The organism is Rhodococcus sp. NJ-530 (assembly GCF_003860625.1).
In the GTDB taxonomy this organism is placed as follows: domain Bacteria; phylum Actinomycetota; class Actinomycetes; order Mycobacteriales; family Mycobacteriaceae; genus Rhodococcus_F; species Rhodococcus_F qingshengii.
In genome coordinates this window covers 5016727-5039015 of record NZ_CP034152.1, presented here as the reverse complement: position 1 = coordinate 5039015, position 22289 = coordinate 5016727, and the positions used below count along the sequence as shown (strand labels likewise).

Annotated in this window: 20 protein-coding genes; 6 read left to right on the top strand and 14 right to left on the bottom strand. The window is 63.0% G+C overall.

Going from position 1 to position 22289, the window contains the following annotated elements; genetic code table 11:
- Positions 1-33 precede the first annotated feature (33 nt).
- Entirely contained in the window at positions 34-981 is a 948-nt protein-coding gene (locus EHW12_RS23390; RefSeq protein ID WP_003940332.1) for an EamA family transporter, read from the bottom strand.
- 68 nt (positions 982-1049) lie between these two features.
- On the opposite strand from EHW12_RS23390, the gene EHW12_RS23385 reads away from it, so the two are divergent.
- Together EHW12_RS23385 and EHW12_RS23380 are read left to right on the top strand one after the other, a co-directional pair.
- Complete coding sequence (locus EHW12_RS23385) at positions 1050-1595, top strand: CGNR zinc finger domain-containing protein (RefSeq protein ID WP_003939872.1); 546 nt, start codon at positions 1050-1052, stop codon at positions 1593-1595.
- 113 nt (positions 1596-1708) lie between these two features.
- A complete protein-coding gene (locus tag EHW12_RS23380) occupies positions 1709-3007 on the top strand; it encodes an NtaA/DmoA family FMN-dependent monooxygenase (RefSeq protein WP_125051873.1) in 1299 nt (432 codons plus the stop codon).
- Here EHW12_RS23380 and EHW12_RS23375 read toward each other — a convergent pair.
- Positions 3004-3969, bottom strand: a complete 966-nt coding sequence (locus tag EHW12_RS23375) for a proline dehydrogenase family protein (protein WP_064114431.1) — start codon at positions 3967-3969, stop codon at positions 3004-3006. The two genes, EHW12_RS23380 and EHW12_RS23375, sit on opposite strands and share 4 nt — an antisense overlap.
- The gene (gene pruA / locus EHW12_RS23370) at positions 3969-5630 is read right to left on the bottom strand and encodes an L-glutamate gamma-semialdehyde dehydrogenase (protein WP_125051871.1); all 1662 of its coding nucleotides are present in this window, start codon (positions 5628-5630) and stop codon (positions 3969-3971) included. The genes EHW12_RS23375 and pruA overlap by 1 nt, the downstream gene beginning before the upstream one ends.
- A gap of 195 nt (positions 5631-5825) precedes the next feature.
- Between pruA and EHW12_RS23365 the strand changes: the two genes are divergently transcribed.
- From EHW12_RS23365 to EHW12_RS23355, 3 genes are read left to right on the top strand one after another with little or no spacing between them, the layout of a single operon-like run.
- Positions 5826-7496, top strand: coding sequence for a PucR family transcriptional regulator (locus EHW12_RS23365; protein ID WP_125051869.1), 1671 nt, complete (start codon positions 5826-5828; stop codon positions 7494-7496).
- Complete coding sequence (locus EHW12_RS23360) at positions 7493-7810, top strand: nuclear transport factor 2 family protein (RefSeq protein WP_007733586.1); 318 nt, start codon at positions 7493-7495, stop codon at positions 7808-7810. The genes EHW12_RS23365 and EHW12_RS23360 overlap by 4 nt, the downstream gene beginning before the upstream one ends.
- The gene (locus tag EHW12_RS23355; RefSeq protein WP_054188897.1) at positions 7810-8910 is read left to right on the top strand and encodes a DNA alkylation repair protein; all 1101 of its coding nucleotides are present in this window, start codon (positions 7810-7812) and stop codon (positions 8908-8910) included. Before EHW12_RS23360 ends, EHW12_RS23355 begins: the two co-directional genes overlap by 1 nt.
- 11 nt (positions 8911-8921) lie before the next feature.
- Here the strand turns inward: EHW12_RS23355 and EHW12_RS23350 are convergent, their stop codons facing one another.
- The 3 genes from EHW12_RS23350 to EHW12_RS23340 form a co-directional block, all read right to left on the bottom strand.
- Positions 8922-9368 carry a DUF2752 domain-containing protein gene (locus EHW12_RS23350; RefSeq protein ID WP_064114434.1) on the bottom strand — a complete coding sequence of 149 codons (447 nt, stop codon included), beginning with the start codon at positions 9366-9368 and terminating at the stop codon, positions 8922-8924.
- Between the two features lie 50 nt (positions 9369-9418).
- Positions 9419-9709: a CD225/dispanin family protein gene (locus EHW12_RS23345; protein ID WP_003940575.1), complete on the bottom strand. Its 291-nt coding sequence runs from the start codon at positions 9707-9709 to the stop codon at positions 9419-9421.
- 166 nt (positions 9710-9875) lie between these two features.
- A complete protein-coding gene (locus EHW12_RS23340) occupies positions 9876-10925 on the bottom strand; it encodes an ABC transporter substrate-binding protein (RefSeq protein WP_037125863.1) in 1050 nt (349 codons plus the stop codon).
- A 373-nt stretch (positions 10926-11298) separates the two neighbouring features.
- Here EHW12_RS23340 and EHW12_RS23335 point away from each other — a divergent pair, with 373 nt between their 5' ends.
- On the top strand, positions 11299-12387 hold the full coding sequence (locus EHW12_RS23335; protein ID WP_030535319.1) for a 3-deoxy-7-phosphoheptulonate synthase: 1089 nt from the start codon (positions 11299-11301) through the stop codon (positions 12385-12387).
- Between the two features lie 54 nt (positions 12388-12441).
- On the opposite strand, the gene EHW12_RS23330 is transcribed toward EHW12_RS23335, so the two are convergent.
- From EHW12_RS23330 to EHW12_RS23295, 8 genes are all read right to left on the bottom strand, one after another.
- Positions 12442-13245, bottom strand: coding sequence for a TIM barrel protein (locus EHW12_RS23330; RefSeq protein ID WP_125051867.1), 804 nt, complete (start codon positions 13243-13245; stop codon positions 12442-12444).
- Positions 13242-14969 carry an FAD-dependent oxidoreductase gene (locus EHW12_RS23325; RefSeq protein ID WP_125051865.1) on the bottom strand — a complete coding sequence of 576 codons (1728 nt, stop codon included), beginning with the start codon at positions 14967-14969 and terminating at the stop codon, positions 13242-13244. Before EHW12_RS23325 ends, EHW12_RS23330 begins: the two co-directional genes overlap by 4 nt.
- Complete coding sequence (locus EHW12_RS23320) at positions 14966-16060, bottom strand: Gfo/Idh/MocA family oxidoreductase (RefSeq protein ID WP_125051863.1); 1095 nt, start codon at positions 16058-16060, stop codon at positions 14966-14968. The genes EHW12_RS23325 and EHW12_RS23320 overlap by 4 nt, the downstream gene beginning before the upstream one ends.
- Positions 16060-16884: an aldo/keto reductase gene (locus tag EHW12_RS23315; protein ID WP_125051861.1), complete on the bottom strand. Its 825-nt coding sequence runs from the start codon at positions 16882-16884 to the stop codon at positions 16060-16062. The genes EHW12_RS23320 and EHW12_RS23315 overlap by 1 nt, the downstream gene beginning before the upstream one ends.
- A complete protein-coding gene (locus EHW12_RS23310) occupies positions 16881-18833 on the bottom strand; it encodes an FAD-dependent oxidoreductase (protein WP_206434860.1) in 1953 nt (650 codons plus the stop codon). The genes EHW12_RS23315 and EHW12_RS23310 overlap by 4 nt, the downstream gene beginning before the upstream one ends.
- A gap of 44 nt (positions 18834-18877) precedes the next feature.
- On the bottom strand, positions 18878-19759 hold the full coding sequence (locus EHW12_RS23305) for a shikimate dehydrogenase (RefSeq protein WP_007733571.1): 882 nt from the start codon (positions 19757-19759) through the stop codon (positions 18878-18880).
- 63 nt (positions 19760-19822) lie between these two features.
- Entirely contained in the window at positions 19823-21199 is a 1377-nt protein-coding gene (locus tag EHW12_RS23300) for an MFS transporter (RefSeq protein WP_125051858.1), read from the bottom strand.
- 139 nt (positions 21200-21338) lie between these two features.
- A complete protein-coding gene (locus EHW12_RS23295) occupies positions 21339-22256 on the bottom strand; it encodes a LysR family transcriptional regulator (protein ID WP_020970528.1) in 918 nt (305 codons plus the stop codon).
- Positions 22257-22289: the final 33 nt, after the last annotated feature.

Genomic DNA, 22289 nt, shown 5'->3' with positions numbered 1-22289 from the left:
CTCGCTTCGAGGTCGTGATCCCTCGTCCGTCCGTCATTCTTCTGCCATGACATTTGTCATCGGGTCGGCCGGTATCTGTTTCGGTGCAACCTGACCGAGGCGCGCGAGGACCAACCCCGCGATGATTGCTGCGCCACCTACAGCTTGGAGTGCGGTGACGGATTCCCCGACCAGGATCCACGCGGCGACGACCGCGCACAGCACTTCGGTCAGCGCTACCAGAGACCCGATTGTCGGCCCCAGCAGCGTGATCGCGGCGATGCCGGTGAGATAGGCAATGACAGTGCTGACCAGGACCAGGACCACCACCGGCAGCCACACGTTCACCGAATGGTCTGCCACGACGGCGTTCGAGGCCGAGAACTGGAGGGGGAGGACGCCTACGAGTCCGAGCGCGCCGATGACCACCGCACTGACCGTGAGCCCCGATGCCGCGAGCACAACAGGATGGAGATCACCGTCCGCACGTTCGGAAATGACGAAATAGACTGCAAGGCATGCCGCGGCGGCCAGTCCCCAGGCGACTCCGACGGCACTGATCTCTGCCGATCCGAAGACGTCGATCACCACGGCGGCGCCGATCAAGGCCACCGCCGCACCGAGAAGCGTCTGCACGCTCGGACGCGCGCCCTTGGTTATCCACACCCACCCGATGACGATGATCGGTGCAAGGTACTCGAGAAGCAATGCGACGCCGACCGAAAGATGTTGCACGGCATTGAAGAAGCACAGTTGAACGCCCGAGATCGCGAACACCCCGTACAGCAGTACCGTTCGCGTGTGGGTGCTCACCTGTCGTAGGCGAGGCCATTGGGTGGCTACGGCGATCACCATCATCACCAGTGCGCCGCCGGCAACGCGCGCGAACACTGCGCCGCCGGGGGACCACCCTGATTCGATGAGAGATTTCGCGAACGGGCCCGATACGCCGAACGTTGCCGCGGACAGCAGAGCGAAGATCAAGCCGTTGCGAGAGTTCACGTCGTCACCCGTCAGGAGTAAAAGCGATTACGATGCTGACATTAGGTTGATACGGCTCAGGAGTCAAAGTGCATTTTGCTGGTGACACGGAATCGGCGCTCGTCTTCGCCGCGTCGTTGGTCAACACGGCCCGCGGCGGGGCCGAACTGCTTCCGGATCAAGAGGAGCTGACACGGTTTCTCGACGCGGATCGCTGGACCGGCAGGCGGGACGGCACACCGGAGGAATTGACGGCGGTTCGTGCGCTGCGTCCACGACTGCGAAAGTTCTGGGAAGCCGCGGGAGTGGACGACGCCGTCGAGGTGGTGAACACACTGCTACTCGAATCGGGCGCGAGGCCGCGGCTCACCAGGCACGACGACCTCGGCTGGCACCTGCACGTCACCGCTGACGATTCGCCACTGGTGGACCGGATGGCCGCAGAAGCGGCGATGGGTGTGCTCGATCTGATCCGAACCGACGAATTCTCTAGGTTGCGATGGTGCGAGGCCCCGGACTGCGAAGCGGTCTTCGTGGATTTGTCGCGCAATCGTTCGAAGCGATACTGCGACACCGGGAACTGTGGGAACAGGGCGCACGTCGCCGCCTATCGTGCCCGTAAATCCGGGGCGTGACCAAGCGGCGTTCGGAGGGATAGAACCAGGCTGAGTGAATACCTTGTCGGGAGCCAGGATCGGTCTAGCGTTGTGAATTCGGAACAGATTTCGCGAAGCCAGGAGGATGGTCGGTGGCCGATCGTAGGCGTCCACTCAAGACGGTGACCGGTGTCAGCGGGGCGGTGAGTATCTACGACGCCGCGATCGATCCGACGACTTCGACGGTCGCGTCCGCGATCGACGTCGCAAAGACGGCCGAGGCGAACAAGATCGACGGACTGTTTGCCGCCGACCTGCTGAGTTTCGGTGCGCAGGGCGCGATCGGTGCGCAGGAGCCGTTGATCTTCCTTGCCGCGCTGAGTGCGGTCACCACCCATGTGGGGCTCATCGCCACCGTCACGACGACGTTTCATCACCCATTCAACCTGGCACGGTTGTTCGGCACCCTGGACCACGTCAGCAATGGTCGAGCCGCATGGAATGCCGTCACTTCCTCACTCGGAGAAGAGAACTACAGCGACCTGGACCTGCCGAGTCCGGAGGAGCGGTACGCCCGAGCGGCCGAATCGCTCGAGGTGGTCAACGCGCTCTTCGACAGCTGGAAGCCCGGCGCCTTGATCCGGGGAGAGGGCTCTGCGGTGCTAGATCCGTCGAGGGTGGTCCCCATCGAGCACCGAGGCAAGTACTTCACCGTGCAGGGGCCGTTGAACATTCCATCCCTGCCGCAGCGTCGTCCGGTCCAATTCCAGGCAGGCCAATCTGCCGGAGGTATCGAACTGGGTGCTCGCTTCGCCGAGGTCGTATTCACTTCTCTCGCAACCTTCGAGGACGCGGTCACCTACACGAAGACGATCCGCGCCAGGGCGGCAGAGTTGGGGCGTGGGGACGAACTGCCACTGATTTTCAGCTCGTTCCACGCAACGTACGGCGCTACCGAAGCCGAAGTCGAACGATTGGTCAGAGAAGCCGAGGAATCGACGGACTTCGACGCCGGACGCACCAGGCTTGCCGACATGTTCGGCGGTGACGTGGATTTCTCGGAATTGCCGCTGGATCGGTCGATCCCGGAGTCGTTGTTGCCGGACCCGTCGTCGGTGAATCGACGACGGGGCCGGGTCGAGATCTTCGGCAAGCTCGCATCACAAGGAAAGACTCTGCGTGAGTTGATCATCGCGTCCAAGGACACCGGCCACTGGGCAGCGGCGGGCACCCCGGAACAGCTCGCGGACGCGATCGAGGAACGATACGACGCGGGCGTACTCGACGTCATCACGCTCGGTGACCTTGCCGATCCGCGTACACGCGATTTCGTCACGAACGAGCTGCTGCCGGAGCTGCGCAAGCGCGGAATCGTGGGATCCGACTACGTCGGCGGTACCTTTCGCGAAAACCTCGAGTTGCCACCGCTGCCAACGGTTTCCGGTGTCTAGTTGTTGGAAGCGAGTGAGCGCATGAAGAACATGAGGTTGGCCGGTCTTTCCGCGAGGCGACGCATGAAGTAGCCGTACCACTGGCTGCCGTAGGGAACGTAGACCCGCAGGTGATTGCCTTCGGCTACCAATCTGCGTTGTTCGCCGTCGCGGATGCCGAAGAGCATCTGGAACTCGAAATCCGCGGCTGTCCGCTCGGTCAGTGTGGCGAGTTCGAGGGCGGCGTCGATCATGGTGGGATCGTGGGAGGCGACCATCGGGTACCCGTCACCTTCCATCAAGACCTTCAGGCAACGCAGGTACGACGCGTCGACTTCGCCGGCCTTTTGGAACGCGACGACGGCCGGTTCCTTGTATGCACCCTTGCACAGCCGAATTCGTGAACCTGATCCGGAGAAGTGCCGGCAGTCGGCCTCGGTGCGGTGTAGATACGCCTGCAGGACCGTGCCGAGCGTCGGGAAGTCGCGGCGCAACTCTTCGACGATGGACAGTGTCGAGTCGGTGGTGGTGTGATCCTCCGCATCGACGGTGACCCACGCGCCCACTTCGTCTGCCGCTGTGACGATTCGGTGAGCGTTCGCCAGGGCGATCTTCTCGCCGTCACCGGGAAGTGACTGCCCCAACGCGGAGAGCTTGAGCGAAACCTCCAGGGAGTGTTGCGTCCCGGCAATCTCGGAAAGCGTTGCGTACGAGCGGAGAAGGGAGAGATAGGCGTCGACGGTAGCTGTTGCCTGAGCCGGATCGGTGGTGTCCTCGCCGAGGTAGTCGACCGTCACGAACCGGCCACTGGTGAGGATGTTGCGCACCGCTGACATCGCTGCGGGTTCCGCGTCCCCGGCGACGAACCTGTCTACAAGCTTGCGGGTCAAGGTCATCCCGGAGACTGTCTTCTCCAGTCGCGACGAGCGTGCCGCCGCGAGGAGCACCGGGCGCAGTGGGTTGCTCAGCGAGACGGCACTCATCAACGGTTCTCGCTCTCGGCTGGATCGACGTCCTGGTGGGGGTAACGATGATCGGTGGGAGGAACGAAGGTTTCCTTGACGGTGCGTGTCGACGCCCAACGGAGCAGATTCTGCGGCGAACCGGCCTTGTCGTTGGTACCCGAAGCCCGCGCACCTCCGAAGGGTTGTTGTCCGACAACCGCTCCCGTCGGCTTGTCGTTGACGTAGAAGTTTCCGGCGGCGAACCGCAGACCATGATGAGCTTGATCGACGGCCGCACGGTCGGTGGCGATCACGGCGCCGGTCAGGGCGTAAGCGGATCCGCTGTCGACGCGCGCGAGGATGTCGGCGTAGGCATTGGGTGCGGAGTCGTCGTAGACGTGAAGCGAAAGGATGGGACCGAAGTACTCGGTGCTGAAGGCTTCGTCGCTCGGGTCGTCACCGAGTAGGACCGTCGGTGAGATGAAGAATCCTTCACGGTCGTCGTAGTCGCCGCCTGCTGCGATGGTGAGGCTGCTGGTCGACTTGGCGCGGACGATCGCGGCGGCGTTTCGGTCGAACGAACGTTGGTCGATGACGGCGCCGCCGAAGTTCGTCAGGTCGGTGACGTCTCCGTACTTCAACGTCGACACAGTGTCGATGAACGTGTCGCCCATCTTGGCCCACACCGACTTCGGGATGAACGCCCGTGATGCGGCCGAACATTTCTGGCCCTGGTAGTCGAAGGCCCCGCGAATCAATGCCGTCGTGAGTACGTCCGGGTCAGCGGAACTGTGTGCGAGTACAAAATCTTTGCCGCCGGTTTCGCCGACGAGACGCGGATACGTCCGGTAGTTCGAGATGTTGGCTCCGACCTCACGCCACAAACGCTGGAACGTTGCGGTGGATCCGGTGAAGTGGATACCCGCCAGTCGGGGGTCGGCAAGCGCGACCTCGGACACCAAGGGGCCGTCGCCGAGAACAAGATTGATCACCCCGGGCGGGAGGCCGGCAGCTTCGAGTAGTTGCATTGTCAGGTACGCCGCGACGGCCTGCGTGGGTGACGGCTTCCAGATCACGGTGTTGCCCATCAGGGCCGGTGCTGTGGGGAGATTTCCGGCGATGGCGGTGAAATTGAAGGGAGTGATCGCGTAGACGAAACCTTCGAGTGGACGATATTCGACGCGATTCCACACTCCCGGAGCGGAAACGGGTTGGTCGGCGAGTATCTGACGTGCGAACGCGACGTTGAAACGCCAGAAGTCGATCAGTTCGCAGGGCGCGTCGATCTCGGCCTGGTATGCGGTCTTCGACTGGCCGAGCATTGTTGCGGCGGCGATGGTTTCGCGCCACGGGCCGGAAAGTAGATCGGCGGCGCGGAGGAAGACCGCAGCGCGGTCGTCGAACGAGAGGTCGCGCCAGGCCGGGGCGGCGAGTGTGGCGGCGTCGATGGCATCACGAACGTCCGAGTGGGTTGCGCCCGCATACGATCCGAGCACCGAACTGTGACGGTGTGGTTGAACAACGCTCTCTCGCTTACCTTCCGCAGTTCGGTGAATGCCGCCGATGACCTGCCTGATGTCGGTCGGCGATTCGGCCAGTTCGGTCAGTTTCATACGGAGGCGCGATCGTTCCGGGCTTCCCGGCGCGTAATTGTTCACCGGTTCGTTGGCTGGGTGGGGGACATTGGTAACGGCGTCCATGACGATCCTTCGGCAGACTCAGGAGTGGGCAGTTGTCGTGTCGTGAACCAGTCAAGTCGAAAGACGTCGGCGAGTAATCCGCTGAGCGGCCAAACATCGGTGTCCGTGTTTGTCCGATCGGCTGAACCGTTTTCGCAGGAAAATGCACTATTCTCGAAGTTGAGGCATTGCGGCGGTCCGGAGAGTGGGTGGTACGTGTCTATCCGTGGGGTCAGGCTCGACGCGGTCCTTCGGGCGCTGGGCGGAGCTTTTGTCGAGCTCGTCCTCGCGCCGTCAGGTGATGACGTCTTCGTCGACTCCGTGGTGTTCGCAGAGGTCGGGGACCTCACGCGCCCCAGAACCGCGGCCGTCGAATCCTCTGAGCTCTGGCTCGCTGTCGGTATCGGCGCAGCCGAATTGGCGGCCTGGCTGAACCGCCTCGATCAGAAGGGATCAGCGCCTCGGGCCGTCATGTCGAAGGAGGCCTCGGACACGTCGGTGCGTGCGGCGGCACAGCGCGCCGGGATCGCCTTGATAGCGGTCCATCCGGATGCTCGTTGGGATCGATTGTTCACGACCATCCGGGGCGTGCTCGATCATTCGGTGTCCCGACAAGATTCGGACGACATCGTATTCGGTAGTGACACAGACTTGTTCGAGCTGGCGCAGAACGTCGCCGCAATCACGCGGGGGATGGTCAGCATCGAGGACGATCATTCCCACGTCTTGGCTTATTCGGCATCGGGAGATGCTGCGGACGAGCTCCGCCGGCAATCAATCCTCGGCCGTGAAGGACCTCGCGAATACCTCAGAAAGCTACAGGAGTGGGGCGTCTTCGAGAGCCTGCGGCGAAGCGACGACGTAGTGGAGGTGCCTGCGCACGAAGACCTCGCGATCAGGCGACGGTTGGTGGTTCCGATTCGGAGAATATCCGACAATGTCAAGGGGGAGAGCGGTTTCAGCTCTGATCTTCTCGGCACGATCTGGGTGCAGGAAGGCCCGGTTCCCATTGCCGGCGATGCCGACAGCGTGCTCCGCGGTGCCGCGGCCGTTGCTGCTCGGCTGATTTCGCGCATCCGAGACGCGCCGAGTAACGAGGCGATACAGATTCAGCGGTTGCTCGGGGTTCGCGGCGGCGGTGTCGACGTTCCTTCGCTCGCGGCCTCGTTGACCATCCCGATGTCCGGACCGGCGATGGTGGTCGGAGTGGCGAGTATCGGAAACGGTGGGCTGCCGTCTTCGGGCGAACTCGTGTCGTCTTTGCGACTGCACGCCAGCGCCTTTCAGCGTGAATCGCTGGTGAGTGCCGTCGGCACCCGGATCTATGTGCTGTTTCCGCGAACCCAATCCGTGAAATCCACAGTCTCGTGGACCCGCGAAGTTGTCGCGCGTTTGGACAAGGTGTCGCCTTCGGGGCTACGGGCCGCGGTCTCGTCGCCGGTTTCGACGCTTGCGGAGGTGGCCCAGGCTCGGGCCGAAGTGGATCGGGTCTTGGACGGAACGTCGGGGGATGTTCGTGTGACCACCCTCGCGGACTCGCGCACACCGGTGCTGCTGGGCGAAATCATGGACACCATTGCGGCCGACGAGCAACTGCACGATCCGAGAGTCGACGCCCTGGACGTCTACGACAGACGCAACGGGTCGAACATGCGCGAAAGCATCTCCGTTTACCTCGCACATTCGGGCGATGTCCGACGTGCATCCGAGCAGCTTCGGATTCACCCGAACACCCTCAGATATCGGATCAAGAGGGTCGAGGAGATCACGGATACCGACCTCTCCGAGCCGTCGGCCAGGCTGTTGATGGAGATTCAGTTGGCGGCGTCTGCTCGGGCAGTGAGTTCGCCGAACCTGTCGGACCCCAGCAGTACTCTTCGCGAATGATCGACTCAGCGAAGGTGCCAGGCGCAGCGCGCGCGTATTTCGACGGCGGCGACGTCCGCGGCGTTTTCACCGAAGACGCAGTGGTTCGTGACGACGGCCGGACGTATGTCGGGATCGAAGAAATCGTGGCGTGGAAGTCCGCCGTGTCGACGGCGTTCACCTTCACCCAGAAGATCGAGTCGGTCAACACCCCAGGCTCGGCCGTTGTCGTGTCGGTGAAGGTCGAGGGTGATTTTCCCGGAAGCCCCGTCCAGTTACATCACCATTTCACTCTCGACGGTGATCGGATTTCCGCTCTCACGGTGTGCCCCTGATGCCCACCGCTGACGAACTGCTCGGGAAATCCGTCGTCGCCGATCTGGCAGGCTGTCTAGAGCGAGCCTCCGGTCACACACGCCTCGCCCTCGTTCGGGGTAGTACATCCGAATTCGACGGTATGAGTCTCGGCGAACGTACGCGCGTTGTGCGGGACGCGATGACTGCCGAACTGTCTCGAGATCTTCCGGCCTTCGCCGAGATCATCCGCCGTGCGCTTTCAGAAGAGACCTTCACCGGTTGGATGATCTGGCCGGTGACCGAAGCCGTCGCCGTCACGGCGACACGAAGTGGCTCCGAGTCGGATTTCGACGAGGGAATGGCTCTGCTTGCCGAGTTGACGTCGCGTCTGACGGCCGAATTCGCAATTCGCTCATTTCTCGAAACGAACCTTGACCGTTCGCTGGCGATCGCACTCACCTGGACCGGCCATGAAGACGAACACGTCCGGCGCTTGGCGACCGAAGGCACTCGTACTCGTTTGCCCTGGGGAAGACGAGTGAAAGAATTGACGGCGCGTCCCGAGTCGACAATCGTCATTCTCGACGAGCTGTATCGGGATGATTCGGAATATGTACGACGTTCGGTCGCAAACCATCTCAACGATCTCAGTCGTGCTGACGCTGCGCTCGCAGTATCGACTGCGAAGCGTTGGCTGCAGACACCGGATGCCAACACACTGAAAATCGTCAAACATGCATTGCGGACGTTGATCAAGGCCGGCGATCCAGATGCTCTGTCCCTCTTGGGGTTCTCGCCGCCCACCGACGTCGTGGTCGAGGGGTTCGTCATCGACCGCGAAACAGTTGATGCGGGTGGAGAACTCACCTTCGACTTCGCCGTCACGAACAATGGCAGCGAGTCCGTCACCGTCGTGATCGATTACATCGTCCACCACGTGAAGGCCAACGGGCAGACGACGCCCAAGGTCTTCAAACTGACAACACGAACGCTGGAACCCGGGGTGCCGGCCCGTATCGCGAAGAGGCATTCCTTCAAACCGATCAGCACCCGGAAGTACTACGCCGGCGAACATGCCGTCGAGGTGCAGATCAACGGCGTACGCCAGGTGCGAGGTGTATTCCGTTTGGACGCGTGAGGAGATCCGGCCTAGACGCGGAGACCGGCAAATATCGGGATCGGGGCTATGCGGACCGTCGTCCAGATCAACACGAGTGTCAAGATCACAGCCGGTGACCAGCGCAACTGATGCCAGAGCACGACGGGTCTTCCACGGGTGCGGGCGGTCGTCCACGAGACGTACGTGAACGCCAGTGCAAGCAGCATCACGAGGCCAAAGGCATTGAAACGCATCGCTGCACCGAAATCGCCGTGGATGAGGCTGTACACCATCCGAGTGCTACCGCAACCGGGACAATTGACGTTGAACAGCGCTTTGGTCGGACAAACGGGAATGACCCCACCAGGTGTGGTGGGGTCACTCCAGGAGATGAAGCCGCACAGCGCAATTGCCGTGAACGCAACTGCCGCTGGCGCCTTCAGTGCGGCGAGTCGTGATATGTCATCGTTCTCGGTGTCACCACAATTCGGTGTCATTGCAGTTCGGTGTTTGGCCGTCGATCAGTGTCGCCGGTCGGCGTCGGCGGTCACAGGGAACTCGATCCGGCAAGGACGACGACAAAAAGGAAGTACAGAACAGCGACGGCAACACCTGCGCCGACTGACCACAAGGCGAACTTCTTGGCATCGTCAGCTGATTTTCGCGCAGCGTCGAACTGACCTTGCGCCCACAAAGTGTTGACCTGGCTTGATTTGACGATCGAGACGATGCCGAGCGGGAGGCAGCAGAACACTGTCACGAGAATCGCCCAGACCAGATTGTTGTCCGGCGGAGGGCCGACCGGTTGTTGCTGGCCGTAGTACGGGTTCTGCGTCATTGGTCACCTAGCGTTCGGAGAAACAGGGCGTTCGGAGAAACACCCTCTGACGTGCGAAGAGCACGGGCAGGTGACAACATAATCCGTTTCCGAGTGAGTCAGTATCGACTGTTCGTATGACAGAGAATCCGGTTGATTTCTGATTCGGAAGGCGATACCGAAGACGTCAGCGCATGACCTGTACCTGCTCGGCGATATCAGCGGCCAGGGCCATCGCAGTCAGAGCGAGGCCGTTGTTGAGGTCGTATCGCAGATGCCCGACATGGCCGTCCTGGACAGCGCGGACTCGTTTCCACGTGGGCGACTCGGCTTCCACAGCGTCGGGGTTCTGTAGCAAGACGAAGTCGGCCTGGTCGAAGATCGCAAGCTCCTCGAGGCTGTAGAAAGTCGAATCCTTCCGATCAGGTGCGGCATGGGCAGCGTCGGTCAAGACGTTCAAGCCGAGGTCCTGCGCAACCGAGACGGCGAACGTGTTGTTCTGCAGCCAGATCTGACCGCTGTCTGCGCCGGCGATCGCAATCGACTTGCCTTCGAGGAGACCACCGATCTTGGCCCGCGCTTGTGCAAGTTCGGCGTTGTATCGGGCGATGACGCGTTCGGCGACTTCGCGGCGATCGAGAGCCGTGAGCTGCGCGGTCATGGCCTGCTTCCACGACGAGCCCGTCGTGCCCTCGTCGACGACGAGCACCGGTGCGATGTCAGTGCCGAGCAGGCCCTTGTCCTGGTAGTAATTCCACCAGCCTTTCCCGACGACCAAAAGATCGGGGTCGTGGCTCAGTATCGATTCGGCATTCGGTTCGTTGTTCGTCCCACCGAGGCGAGCCGCGCCGGCGGGTACCTGGCGCATGAGTTGAGACTTCGGATCCCAATTGGTCGCGACGATCGGGTACTCGGCAAGTAGTGCAAAATCGAGGGCGCCTCGAGCTTCGAGCACCACGACACGCTTGGGGTCCCGCGGCAGGCGGTAGGCCTGGTCCGCGACGACGATGTCGACCCACTCGTCCGAGGCTTCGGTGCCGCTGGATTCGCTCGAACATGCAGAGAGCGCGCCTAGTGCACCGAGCGCCGCCGCACCGGCCAGGAATCCGCGTCGTGTCAAGGAATCGATCAGACGGGTGAACTCGCCGTCCACATCTCTTGTCGACTGCAAGGGGGTATCGGTCGCAAAAGGGGACACCGTCGGGTGGAAGGTTTCGGTCGATTCGATCACAGGCATGAGAAGGCGCAGCTCCATCTGATGTTCCGGGCATTGGCAGGTGCCTGACCAACGTATTCGAATTCCGTAGCCGGAGCCTTGCTCGAAAGCGCCAATCGCTCAGCGGATTTGGCCATTCGTCACGGACTCGTGCCACGGGACGCTCCCCTCGGATTCGGCTCGTCGTGGAGGGGCGCGCCCATCTGATCCGAACTCGAGGTATCGTGGCCGACATGCAGCGCGTCTATTTCTGGTTTAGCAGGCCGGCCCCGGGTGGGCCTGCCGGCGTAACCACGCGCTGACAACCTCCACCCAAGAGCCGGACTACAGACCGGCTCGCTGGAGTTTCTCTTCATCTCTGGGGTCGGCCTGAGAACAGGAAACCGAAAACCCCATGACTGTCACCATCGACACCACCACAGCTTCGGACAGCCTCGACGATCAGCGCACTGTGAGTATCAGTCCGCTCGTGTCACCGGCGACTGTTCGTGCTCAGCACGCTCCGGACGAGGTCGCCGCCGCCACTGTGCGCACCGGTCGGGCCGACACCATCAACATCCTCAACGGTGACGACGATCGTTTGATCGTCGTAGTCGGTCCGTGCTCTGTGCACGATCCGGAAGCGGCGATGGACTACGCCCGCCGGTTGGCCGCCAAGGCCGACGAACTGCGGGACGATCTGCACATCGTCATGCGCGTCTACTTCGAAAAGCCGCGCACCACACTCGGGTGGAAGGGCCTGCTCAACGACCCCCACCTCGACGGCACGTTCGACATCAACACCGGGCTCGGTATCGGCCGCAAGTTGCTTCTCGACGTGTCGAGCCTGGGCCTGCCAGTCGGCTGCGAGTTCCTTGATCCGATCATGCCTCAGTACATTGCCGACCTGGTCAGCTACGGTGCGATCGGCGCCCGGACCGCCGCCAGTCAGGTTCACCGTCAGCTGTGCAGCGCGCTGTCCATGCCCGTCGGTATCAAGAACTCCACCGAAGGTGACGTGCAGGTAGCCGTCGACGGCACCCGCGCCGCGGCAGCGAGCCACGTGTTCCCCGGAACGGACCTCGACGGCCAGGCTGCCTTGATCCGTACCGCGGGCAACCCCGACTGCCATGTCATTCTTCGTGGCGGTAGCGACGGACCGAACTACGATGCCGAGACAGTCGCGGACACCCTTGCCCGCCTGCGTAAGTCGAACCTGCCCGAGCGCGTGGTCATCGACGCGAGCCACGGTAACAGCAGCAAGGACCATGAGCGTCAGGTCATCGTGCTCGACGACATTGCCCGACGTCTGACCGAGGGCGAGCAGGGAATCGCCGGCGTCATGTTGGAGAGTTTCATCGAGGCCGGCCGTCAGGACCTGACCTTGGGCAAGGCGGACGAGCTCACCTACGGCCAGTCGATCACCGACGCGTGCATCGACTGGTCCACCACCGCAGCGCAGTTGGACCGTCTGGCGCAGGCCGTTGCGGCTCGGAGGGGCTGACGCCCCCGTGCGCCTATTTGGTAGCGCCAACTACCAAAAAGGCGCACAGGGCCGCTAGGCCAACACTTCTCGCGTGGCCTCGACCAGGCGCTCCAGCCAGGCGTCGGTGCCGACGGCGCGGCGCAGTGGCTCGTTGGGCAGTTCGATGCTGACCGGCAGTCCGGCAGGCAAAGTCGACCAGATGTCGGCCAGGGCTATGCCGCCGGTGCCGGGCACCAGACGCTCCTCGCGGGCCTGACGGATCAGCTCTGCGTCCCCAGTGGGAGCGGGGGTCGAACCGTCGCACATCTGGGCGTAGTGCAACCACTCGCGAGGGATGGACGCAAGATCCTCGAGCGTTGTCGCCGAGCGGTCGGTGTGCAATGCGTCGACGAGGACACTGCGAGCCGGACCGTCTGCCGCCGAGACGATCTCGATGGCCGCACGCGCATCGGGCACCGCAGTCCACGGCATGAATTCGAGCGAGGCGACGATGCCGTAGTTCGCGCACAGTTCAGTGAGGCGGGCATAGGAGTCCGTGAGCCGAGCGCGGTCGCGGTCGTCGCCGCCCACCAGAACGGCTTTGGCTCCGAGCTGTGCTCCGGCTTCGAGCAGCGGAGCGTAGTCGGTGGGGTCGAAGTCGGCTGCAAGACGGATGATTTCGAGGTCGAATACCTCGACCGGTGAATCGCCCAGTCGACGCACCAGTTCGTCCAACGACTGCTTGTCCTCGTGCAGAGGGTAGGCCGTCGTACCTGGTGCCGCAGGCATCAGACGGATACCGATGGTGTCGAAGCCGTGCTTTTCAGCCAAGGCGACGTGCTGCATCGGTGCGGTGTCGAGCACTGTGAGGGCTGCCAGTCCGAGTGAGAGTGTCATGCGTGCGCTCCAACTGTCTCGGCTCCGGCCAGTTCCCGGCCGGCCAGGTAACCGAATGTCATGGCCGGTCCGAGGTTGATGCCCCCGGACGGGTAGTGCCCGCCCATCACGCTCGCCTGATCGACGCCGACGGCGAGCAACCCCTCGATGGGGCGGTCGTTGTCATCGAGAACCTGCGACGACGAGTCCGTGACCAGTCCGGCGAAGGTGCCGAAACTCCCTGGCACGACTTTCACCGCGTAGTACGGACCCTTCTGCAAGGGCGCGAGCGACGGGTTCGGCCACGGATTGGAAGCATCTCCGGAACCTCGGTTGAACGGTGTTGTACCGCGACCGAACTCGGGGTCTTCACCGGCCACGGCCCCGATATTGAAAGCTGCGACGGTTTTCTCCAACTGCACGGGGTCGACGCCGATCTTCTCGGCCAAGTCCCGAAGAGTGCGCCCACGCGTGAGGTACCCCGAGCGCAGGTACGGCTGGATCGGGATCGGCAAGGGCTTCGCCATGCCCAGCGGGAGGTATCGCACATACTGTTGATCGGCAATCAACCACGAGCACACCTCTTCGCCCTCGGGAACCTGCTCGACCATCGCGAGTGTGTAGTCGTGATAGCCGAGTGCTTCGTTGACAAACCGCTTGCCGTTCGCGAGAACTCCGATGACACCGGGCTTTCCGCGATCGAGGATGTGCGGGAACACACCTTCCTTGCCGTTGCGGTAGCGAACGATGGAGACGGGGCAGTACGCGACGGGGGAGGCGAGGGTGCGGTCGAGTCGGCCGCCCACGGATTCGCCGAGGGTGATGCCGTCGCCGGTGGTTGTCTTCGGGGTGAGCGACCAGTGCTCGTTGCCGGTGGGGGTGCGCGGGAACAGTTCGCGTCGTCGGTCGATGTCCTGGGCGAAGCCGCCGGTGGCGAGTACGACACCACGTCGGGCAGTTACCGAGTACGCGCCGTCCGGACTTTCGAGGCGGACGCCGACAACGCGGCCGTCGTCATCGGTCTGCAACGCGGTCGCGGACGTCTTCACCCGAAACTCGACGCCCAGATCGAGTGCCGAGCGCAGCATCATGCCGACAAGCGCGGTGCCGTTGACGAGTTGCTGGCCACGACGCTTGGTGGCGAGATCGAACATGTGCTTTGTCACCCGAACACCACAGTGCACAAATGCTTTCGGCGATCGAGTCGAGTGCAGGAATGCCTGCAGGTCGGGCCCGGCCATGATGCCCATGCCGAGGAATGACGTCTCGTACAACTGTCGACGTAGCAGCGCCGCGACATCTGGTCCGAGCTTTCGCAGACTCACCGGTTTCGGTCCGACGGAACGGTGACCCGTGCCGACGCCCGGTGTGTCACCGTGAATATCGGCGATCTTGGCTCCGGGCACGAACTTCAGAGCAGTCTTGCGTTCGAAGAACTCGACCATCTCCGGGGCGCCGTCGAGGAGTGCATCAACTTTGGCGGCGTCGAAGTTGTCGCCGAGTCGGTTTTCCAGATATGTCCGCGGTGCCGAGCGATCCTCGACAACCCCGTCGGCGATGGCAAACATGTTGCGTGGGGTCCACATCCACCCGCCCGACCAGGCCGTTGCGCCGCCGCAGGTGTCGGCCTTCTCGACAACGAGTACCGACGCGCCGCCATGTGCTGCGGCAATTGCTGTGGAAAGCCCGCCTGCGCCGGAGCCCACGACAACCACGTCGTAGGTGAGGGGGGTACTGCTACTCATTTCTGCTCCTTGGCAGTTGTTGCGAGGGTCGGTGTCGATGTCAGCTCGACAACCTTGCCCGTTCGTGACGATTCGTAGATTGCGGCGATGATGGCAAGTGACGCGCGGGCGTCTCGACCGGTGACGGAGGGTTCGCGCCCGGTCAGGACCGCGTCGGCGAAGTCCTGAACCTGCAGGGTGTGGAAGTCGGTCAGTGCCGCATTGACCGCGCCCACATCAAGATTCGCATCGATGTCCGCGGAGTACGGCGACCGGAACTCCACTTCGCCCGGCACCGTCCAGATTTCGTTGACACCCTCGTGCCCTTCAGGAAATTCGAGGACGCTGGCAATGGCGCCGGTGCGCCCGATCACCGTCACGCGGTTACCCAGATTGTGATTGGCACCGGTAGTCGCGGTGACGGTGGCGGTGCCGCCCGAGGCAAAGGAGATCACAGCTGACGCGCTGTCTTCGGTCTCGATGTGCGCACCGTGGGTGTGGGTGCGGATGAAGCCGCTGACCGAGACGGCCTCGCCCATGAACCAGGCCAGCATGTCGATCTGGTGCACGGCCTGTGTCATGAGCACGCCACCGCCGTCGGTGTCCCAGCGTCCACGCCAGGCGTCGGCCGAGTAGTAACTCGATGGGCGATGCAGGATCACCGACGCCTCACCGAGCATGGGTAGTCCGATCCGCCCGTCGTCGATGGCGTCGCGGATCCGACGTGCTGCCGGCCAGAATCGGCGTTGGAAGAGCACCCCGAACGTGATACCGGCGCGGTCGGCGGCCTCGATCATGCGGTCGGCGGCAGCAACATCGACTGCGATGGGCTTCTCGCACAAAACATGTACACCAGCTTCGGCAGCGGCCACGACTACCTCTTCATGTACCGGGTGCGGCGTGCAAACGGTGCAGGCGTCGAGTCCGAGGGCAAGAAGTTGCTCCACTGAACTCACGGCTGCGGGAATGCCGTGCGCTGCCGCGAACTCCTGGGCGCGTCCGAGATCGGGATCGCAGCAGCCGATCACCTCGACACCGGGGACTTGTTGCAGCGCGCGGGCATGGTTGCCGGCGATCTTGCCGCAGCCGACGATTCCGACTTTCAACGTCATCAGAAATGTTCCTCTGCTTCGACGTCCCGCGCGGCAGACTCGCCGCGGTCGAGACTGTTCAGTGCTTCGATGTCCTCGCTGGTGAGGGTGACGTCGAGTGCTGCCAGGTTCTCGGCCTGACGCGTCGGGTTCGCTGATCGCGCGACCGGAACCACACCCTGCGCGACGTGCCAAGCGAGGACCACTTGAGCTGGTGTGCAACCGATTCGACCGGCGATCTCGCTCACAACGGCGTTGTCGAGCACGTCACCCCGGCCGAGCGGACTCCACGACTGAGTGAAGATGCCAAGTTCGTCGTTTGCGCGGCGAACCGGGATCCGAGCGAGCGACGGGTCCATCTGAATCTGGTTGACTGCCGGTGCCTCGCCGGTTTCGGCGACGACGCGGCGCAGGTGGAGCTCCAGGAAGTTCGACACACCCACGTACCGAGCCAGTCCGGCGTCGCGGCAGGCCAGCATCGACTCGAACGACGCGACATAGCGATCGATTCGCGGGAGTGGCCAGTGGATCAGGAACAGATCCAGCTGGTCGAGTCCCAGTAGTTCCAGACTCTGCTCGAGGGCGCCCCGAATGTCGCCGGAAACCTGGTCGTTGCCACGAAGTTTGGTGGTGACGAACAGTTTTTCTCGCGGCACACCTGATTCCGCCAGCGCCACACCGACGGCGCCCTCGTTGCCGTAGATCGCGGCGGTGTCGATGAGGCGGTACCCGGCCTCGATGCCGGAGAGAACCGAGTTCGTGGCGTCGGCACCGACCAGGGGCCAGGTTCCGAGTCCAATGGGCGGCAATGCAGTTGCCACGGGTGTGGCTGCCTGTGTGGTCATGCGTGAACCTCCTGACGTGCCGCAGCGGCGGCGGTGATCGCGACGGCAACGTCGGCTGCGGTCACGAGTGCGGCATGGATGGACCCGCCGTCACCGCTCGCGTCGCCGACGGTATGTACTCCGAGTCGTGGTGCCAGTGAACGGAGTTCGGCAAGAAGTTCCGAACGCGGCTCGACGCCTTGCGAGATCAGCAGTTCGCCCGGAGCATCGACCTCGCTCAGCACACCGGCCGTCGAAATCGTGACGCGGTCAGCGGCGACTGTGGTGACGATCGAGCTGAGGTAGGTCGTGAGGTTCTCACTTGCGGCCAGGCGCGGCAGCAGCACGATCTTTCCGCGGCGTCCGACGTCGTGCGCGATGGTTTCCTGCGGGCCGATCATCACGACCTGGGTGCCCTTCTGAAGGAGATCGTCGGCGACGGCCGCAGCCTCACGGTCGGCGCCGAAGATGGTGACAGCGGCAGGAGCTGGATTGCCGGAGACGAGGAATTCGCGGACGTCGCGAACGGTACGGGTAGCTGCTCCGGGGAGATCGACCACGGGGCCGACGCCGCCGGCGGCAAGAACTATGGCGTCGAAATCGACACCGGAGAGCAAAGCAGCATCTGCCCGGGTCGAGGTGTGGCAGTGGACCCCGAGTTCAGCCAGTTCCGCGGCGTACCAGTCCACGATCCGTCCATATTCGGGATACTCGTGCAGCTTCGATGCCAGAGCGAAGTCGCCACCGAGGCTGGGTCGCTCGTCGTACAGGTCGACGCGGTGACCGGCAAGTGCGAGGTCGCGGGCAGCGGCCATTCCCGACGGCCCGGCACCGATGACGGCGACCCGCACGGTGGCATCAGCCGGCTTGGTAGGCTGATCCAATTCGCGGCCGACCCACGGGTTGACGGAGCAGGGAATGGGGCCGGCGGCCAGGCTGTCGATGCAGTAGTTGCAGGCAATGCAAGGGCGGTACCGGCCACCGTCGATGGCACGATTCGGGAAGTCCGGATCTGCGTGCAGCGTACGAGCCATGCTGACGAAGTTCGCCTGCCCGGATTCGATGATCCGCGCAGCGATCTCCGGCGACGTGATGCGTCCGGCCACTCCCACCGGGATGTCGAAGTCGCGCTGGTACTGCTCGGAGTACGGCGCGAGGAGACCGCGCGACCATTCACCGGGCTGGATGATCCACTGTCCCGCTTCGTAGTTGCCGGCCGAGACGTCGAGGAAATCGAGTCGGTCGGTGTCGATGGCGCCGATGCGAGCGCGAGTCATCTCGGCGTCGAGTCCGCCGTCGATGCCTTCGAAGGCTGAGAATCGGAGTCCCAGAGTGATTCCCGGTGCGTGCTCGTGGACGGAGGCGATGACCTTGTTGACGAACAAGGTGGGGTCGGCCCACTCGTCGTCGCGGTGATTGTAAGCAGGGGAGAGGAACTGGTGGATCAGATACCCGTGGCCACCGTGCAGGGAGATGACGTCGACGCCGGCCTGATGGCAGCGTGCCGCGGCTTCACCGAAGCATTCGATGATGTGCTCGATGTCGTCGCCGTCGAGTTGTTCTGGCATCTCGCCGCCGACAACCAAACACGGAATCGGTGTCGGGGCAACGGGAACAAACCCGCTGACAGAACCTTGCGCCGTACGTCCACCGTGGTTGAGTTCGACTCCGACGAGGGCGCCGTGAGCGTGGATCGCGTCGGCCATCTTCTTGATGCCGGGAATCCGTTCGTCGACGTCGACGCCCATCTGCCGGATGCGTCCCTTGCCGTCGGCACGCACGTAGCTCGCTTCGGTGAAGATCAGTGCAGCACCACCTTCGGCGCGGCGGGCGAGGTACGCGATGTACTCGTCCGTCATGGTGCCGTCGACTTCGCAGTAGTTGCGTTCCATCGGGGCCGACACGAACCGGTTCCGGAGGCGGACGCTGCCCATGTCGAGAGGTTCGGCGAACGGCGCAGTCACGTTCATCAGTGCTCCTGGTACTTCGCGAGAAAGTAGGTGTTCGGTTGTGCTCATGCGCGTGCCGTCTCGGAGAGCAGCTCGCTCAGATGGCTGCGCATGCGATCCGTATCGGCTTCGACACCCGTCAGGAGTGTGAAGGTGTCAGAGGCTTGAGCCACCAGCATCTGGCCGCCGTCGAGGACTCGACATCCGAGAGTAATTGCAGCGTCGAGCAATTCGGTGCGCATCGGCCGATAGACGATGTCCGCGACCCACAAGCCCGCGTGGAGCGCCGCGGGGTCGAACGGAGTTCCGGGATGGCCGACCATCCCGATCGGAGATGCGTTGACGACGCCGTCGCACGTAGTCAGGTTGACGGCGATCTCATCGATCGCCAAAGCCGTTGTGCGCGTGCCAGGGAAGGCCGAGGCGACGCGAGAACACACATCGGCAGCGCGAGCGGGATCAATATCTGCGATGCGAAGATCCGTGGTGCCGGCGGCGGCGAGTGCGTATGCCACAGCGGAACCCGCCCCTCCTGCCCCGGCAAGCACCACTCGGTCCAAGGCGGCGTCGGGCAAACCGCGCTGCAGTGCTGTGAGGAATCCGCTGTGGTCGGTGTTGTGGCCGATCAAACGGCCGTTGTCGACCACAACCGTATTGACGGCACCGAGCAACCGCGCGTTGTCGGACAGCTCGTCGAGCGCGTCCACGACAACCTGCTTGCACGGGTGGGTGATGTTCAGTCCGGTGAAATCGCCCGCGACGGCGCCACGCACCACCTCACCGGTTTTCTCGACCGAGATGTTCAGGTTCTCGAGATCTACCAGTTCGTAGCTGTAATCGTCGAGTCCCAGTGCTGCTGCTTCGTGTGCGTGCAACGCGGGCGAGAGTGAGGTGGCGATACCCGACCCGACAAGGCCGATACGGTGACGTGTGTATTCGGTGGTCATGACATTCTCCTGCATAAGTGGGGACGGCCCCTCGCGGCAATTCAGCGCGAGGGGCCGGTCCGGTCAAGCGTTGTTGCTGGTGAGCTCTGAGTCCTGCTTGATCGGCAGGCTCGGCTTCGGTTGGCCCAGTTCTGCTGTGGGCGTGCGGTACGTTTCCGGTCCGGTCATTGCCGCGATGGCGGAGACGACGGCGAAGCCCAGGCACATCCAGGCAACCGGTGTCCAGTTGCTCTTGTCTCCGGCTGAAATCGCCTGAGCGATAGCCGGTGTGAAGCCGGCAACAAGGAGTCCGAGCATGAGGCTGACGGCCATTCCGGTGTATCGGACCTTCGCGGGGAACTGCTCCGGGAAGTACGCCGGGTACGTGCCGTTGGGCATGGCGTAGAAGATGCCGATCATGACGATTCCCGAAGCGAAGACCATGGGGACGCTTTGGGTTCCGATCGAATGGAAGAAGACGAAGATCATCAGGCCGGCTCCGATCGCGCCGACGACGAAGATGGGCTTGCGTCCGTAGCGATCCGAGAGGATGCCGAACAGCGGCTGAGTCAGTACGGCAACAAAATTGGCGGTCGCGATTGCCCACAGCATCGTGGAGCGCTCGAAGCCGGATTCGACGGCGTACGCCAGGGCGAAGACGTTGACGATGGTGTTGATCATCGCGAAGGTCGAGCTCATGCTGATACGGATCACGGTGCGCCAGTGCGAGCGGAACATCTCGACGACGGGAATTCCGGCCGTCTCGTCCTGTTCCTTGAGTTCCTCGAATACCTCCGGCTCATCCAGGGCGCGACGTAGCCACAGCGCGACGACGGTCACGATGATGCTGAGCCAGAAGGGAACTCGCCAACCCCACGAGTAGAGGTCTTCGTCGGGCAGGCTCGCCACTGGGATGAATACCAGGCTGGAGACGACGATGCCGAACATGATCCCGCTCATGGTGAACGAGGTGAAGAACGAACGACGGTGATCAGGTGCGTGTTCGAGCGTCAGTGCCGAAGAGCCGGGTGATTCACCGCCCGCAGAGAGCCCTTGAAGAAGGCGAAGCAAGACGAGAATGATCGGCGCGGCGATGCCGATCTGGTCGTAGGTCGGCAGGCAACCGACGATGACCGTCGCAACACCCATGAGGAGCAGGCAGGCGAGAAGCGCGTTCTTGCGTCCGTACCGATCGCCGAGGTGTCCCCAAAGCACCGCGCCGAGCGGGCGGGCGACGTAGGCGACACCTAAGGTGCTGATCGAGAGCAGGGTTGCCGTTGATCCGCCGCCGGGGAAGAAGATCTTGGGGAACACCAGCGCGGCCGCGGAGCCGTAGATGAAGAAGTCGTAGTACTCGAGGGTGCTGCCGAGGAAGCCCGAAACGGCGGCGCGGCGCGCGTTCGCATTCGGATGTTCCTCGGTCGCGTTCGTGGATCCGGTGGAGGTGATCGGAGGTGCCATGTGAAGTCCTTTCGTCCCGATGGGCCGGCCGTGGCGGCACGTTTGGAGATGCACCACGCATCGGTGACGTCCCTCACCTTTCGGCGGCTGAGACGACAGTGCCACGAAGGACTATGGCGCGTCCAACACTAAATGAGTCTCAGATAATGACGTTTTTGGTCTCAATCTCCGGCGTCGGCAGAATTTCCTCGGATGTCTCCAATGCGACGGCGAGCGCATCGGTCATGTGCCGCGGTGACCAGGCAATTCCGTGATTCATGAACGTCGGCTCGCCGGTGAGTGGGACGAACACACTGCCAGGTGGGGTGATAGCAGCCATACCGGACGTCATCAGCGCTACACCGACGCCGGCGGCAACGAGCATCAGGATCATGTACGGATCGGTGATCTCCTGAACCACGCGAGGCCTGAAGTCTGCGTTCATGCAGGCGCGCATCGCGGTTTCCTGGAGGGCCGAGCCGGCCGAGAGCGGGGTGGTCACGAATCCGTCGTCGGCCAATTCGCGGAGGTCGATCGCGTCTCTCTCTGCGAGGGGATGGTCGATCGGAAGCACAGCGCCGAATGCCTCCCGTCGGATGAGTCGGGTAGACAGTGATGCGGATTCCACGGGTAGTCCGACGAAGGCGAGATCGAGGGCGCCGCTCTCGAGTTGGATGACCGCGTCGCGCGTCATGATCCGGCCGAGGAGTGTCAGTTCGACTTCCGGATAACGCTGACGCAACGCGCGTGTCAGTGGCGGAAGTGCTTGATAGTTGAGCACTCCGGTGAACCCGATTGTGACTCGTCCGTAGACGCCTCCCGACGACGCGCGCGTAGCGTGTCGTGCCGTCTCCATGTTCTCGATGACGCGATAGGCGTGGGGGAGAAAGGCATGTCCGCCGGATGTGAGTGCGACGCTGCGAGTGCTTCGTTCGAACAACTTGACGCCGATGTCCTTTTCGAGCTTTCGGATCATCTGGCTGAGCGGCGACTGGGCCATCTGGAGCCGTGATGCGGCCCGCCCGAAGTGAAGTTCTTCCGCAACCGCGACAAACGCGTGCAACCAGCGGGTTTCCATCGGCAAGGCCTCCAGGTATTTGACGTTGACAAC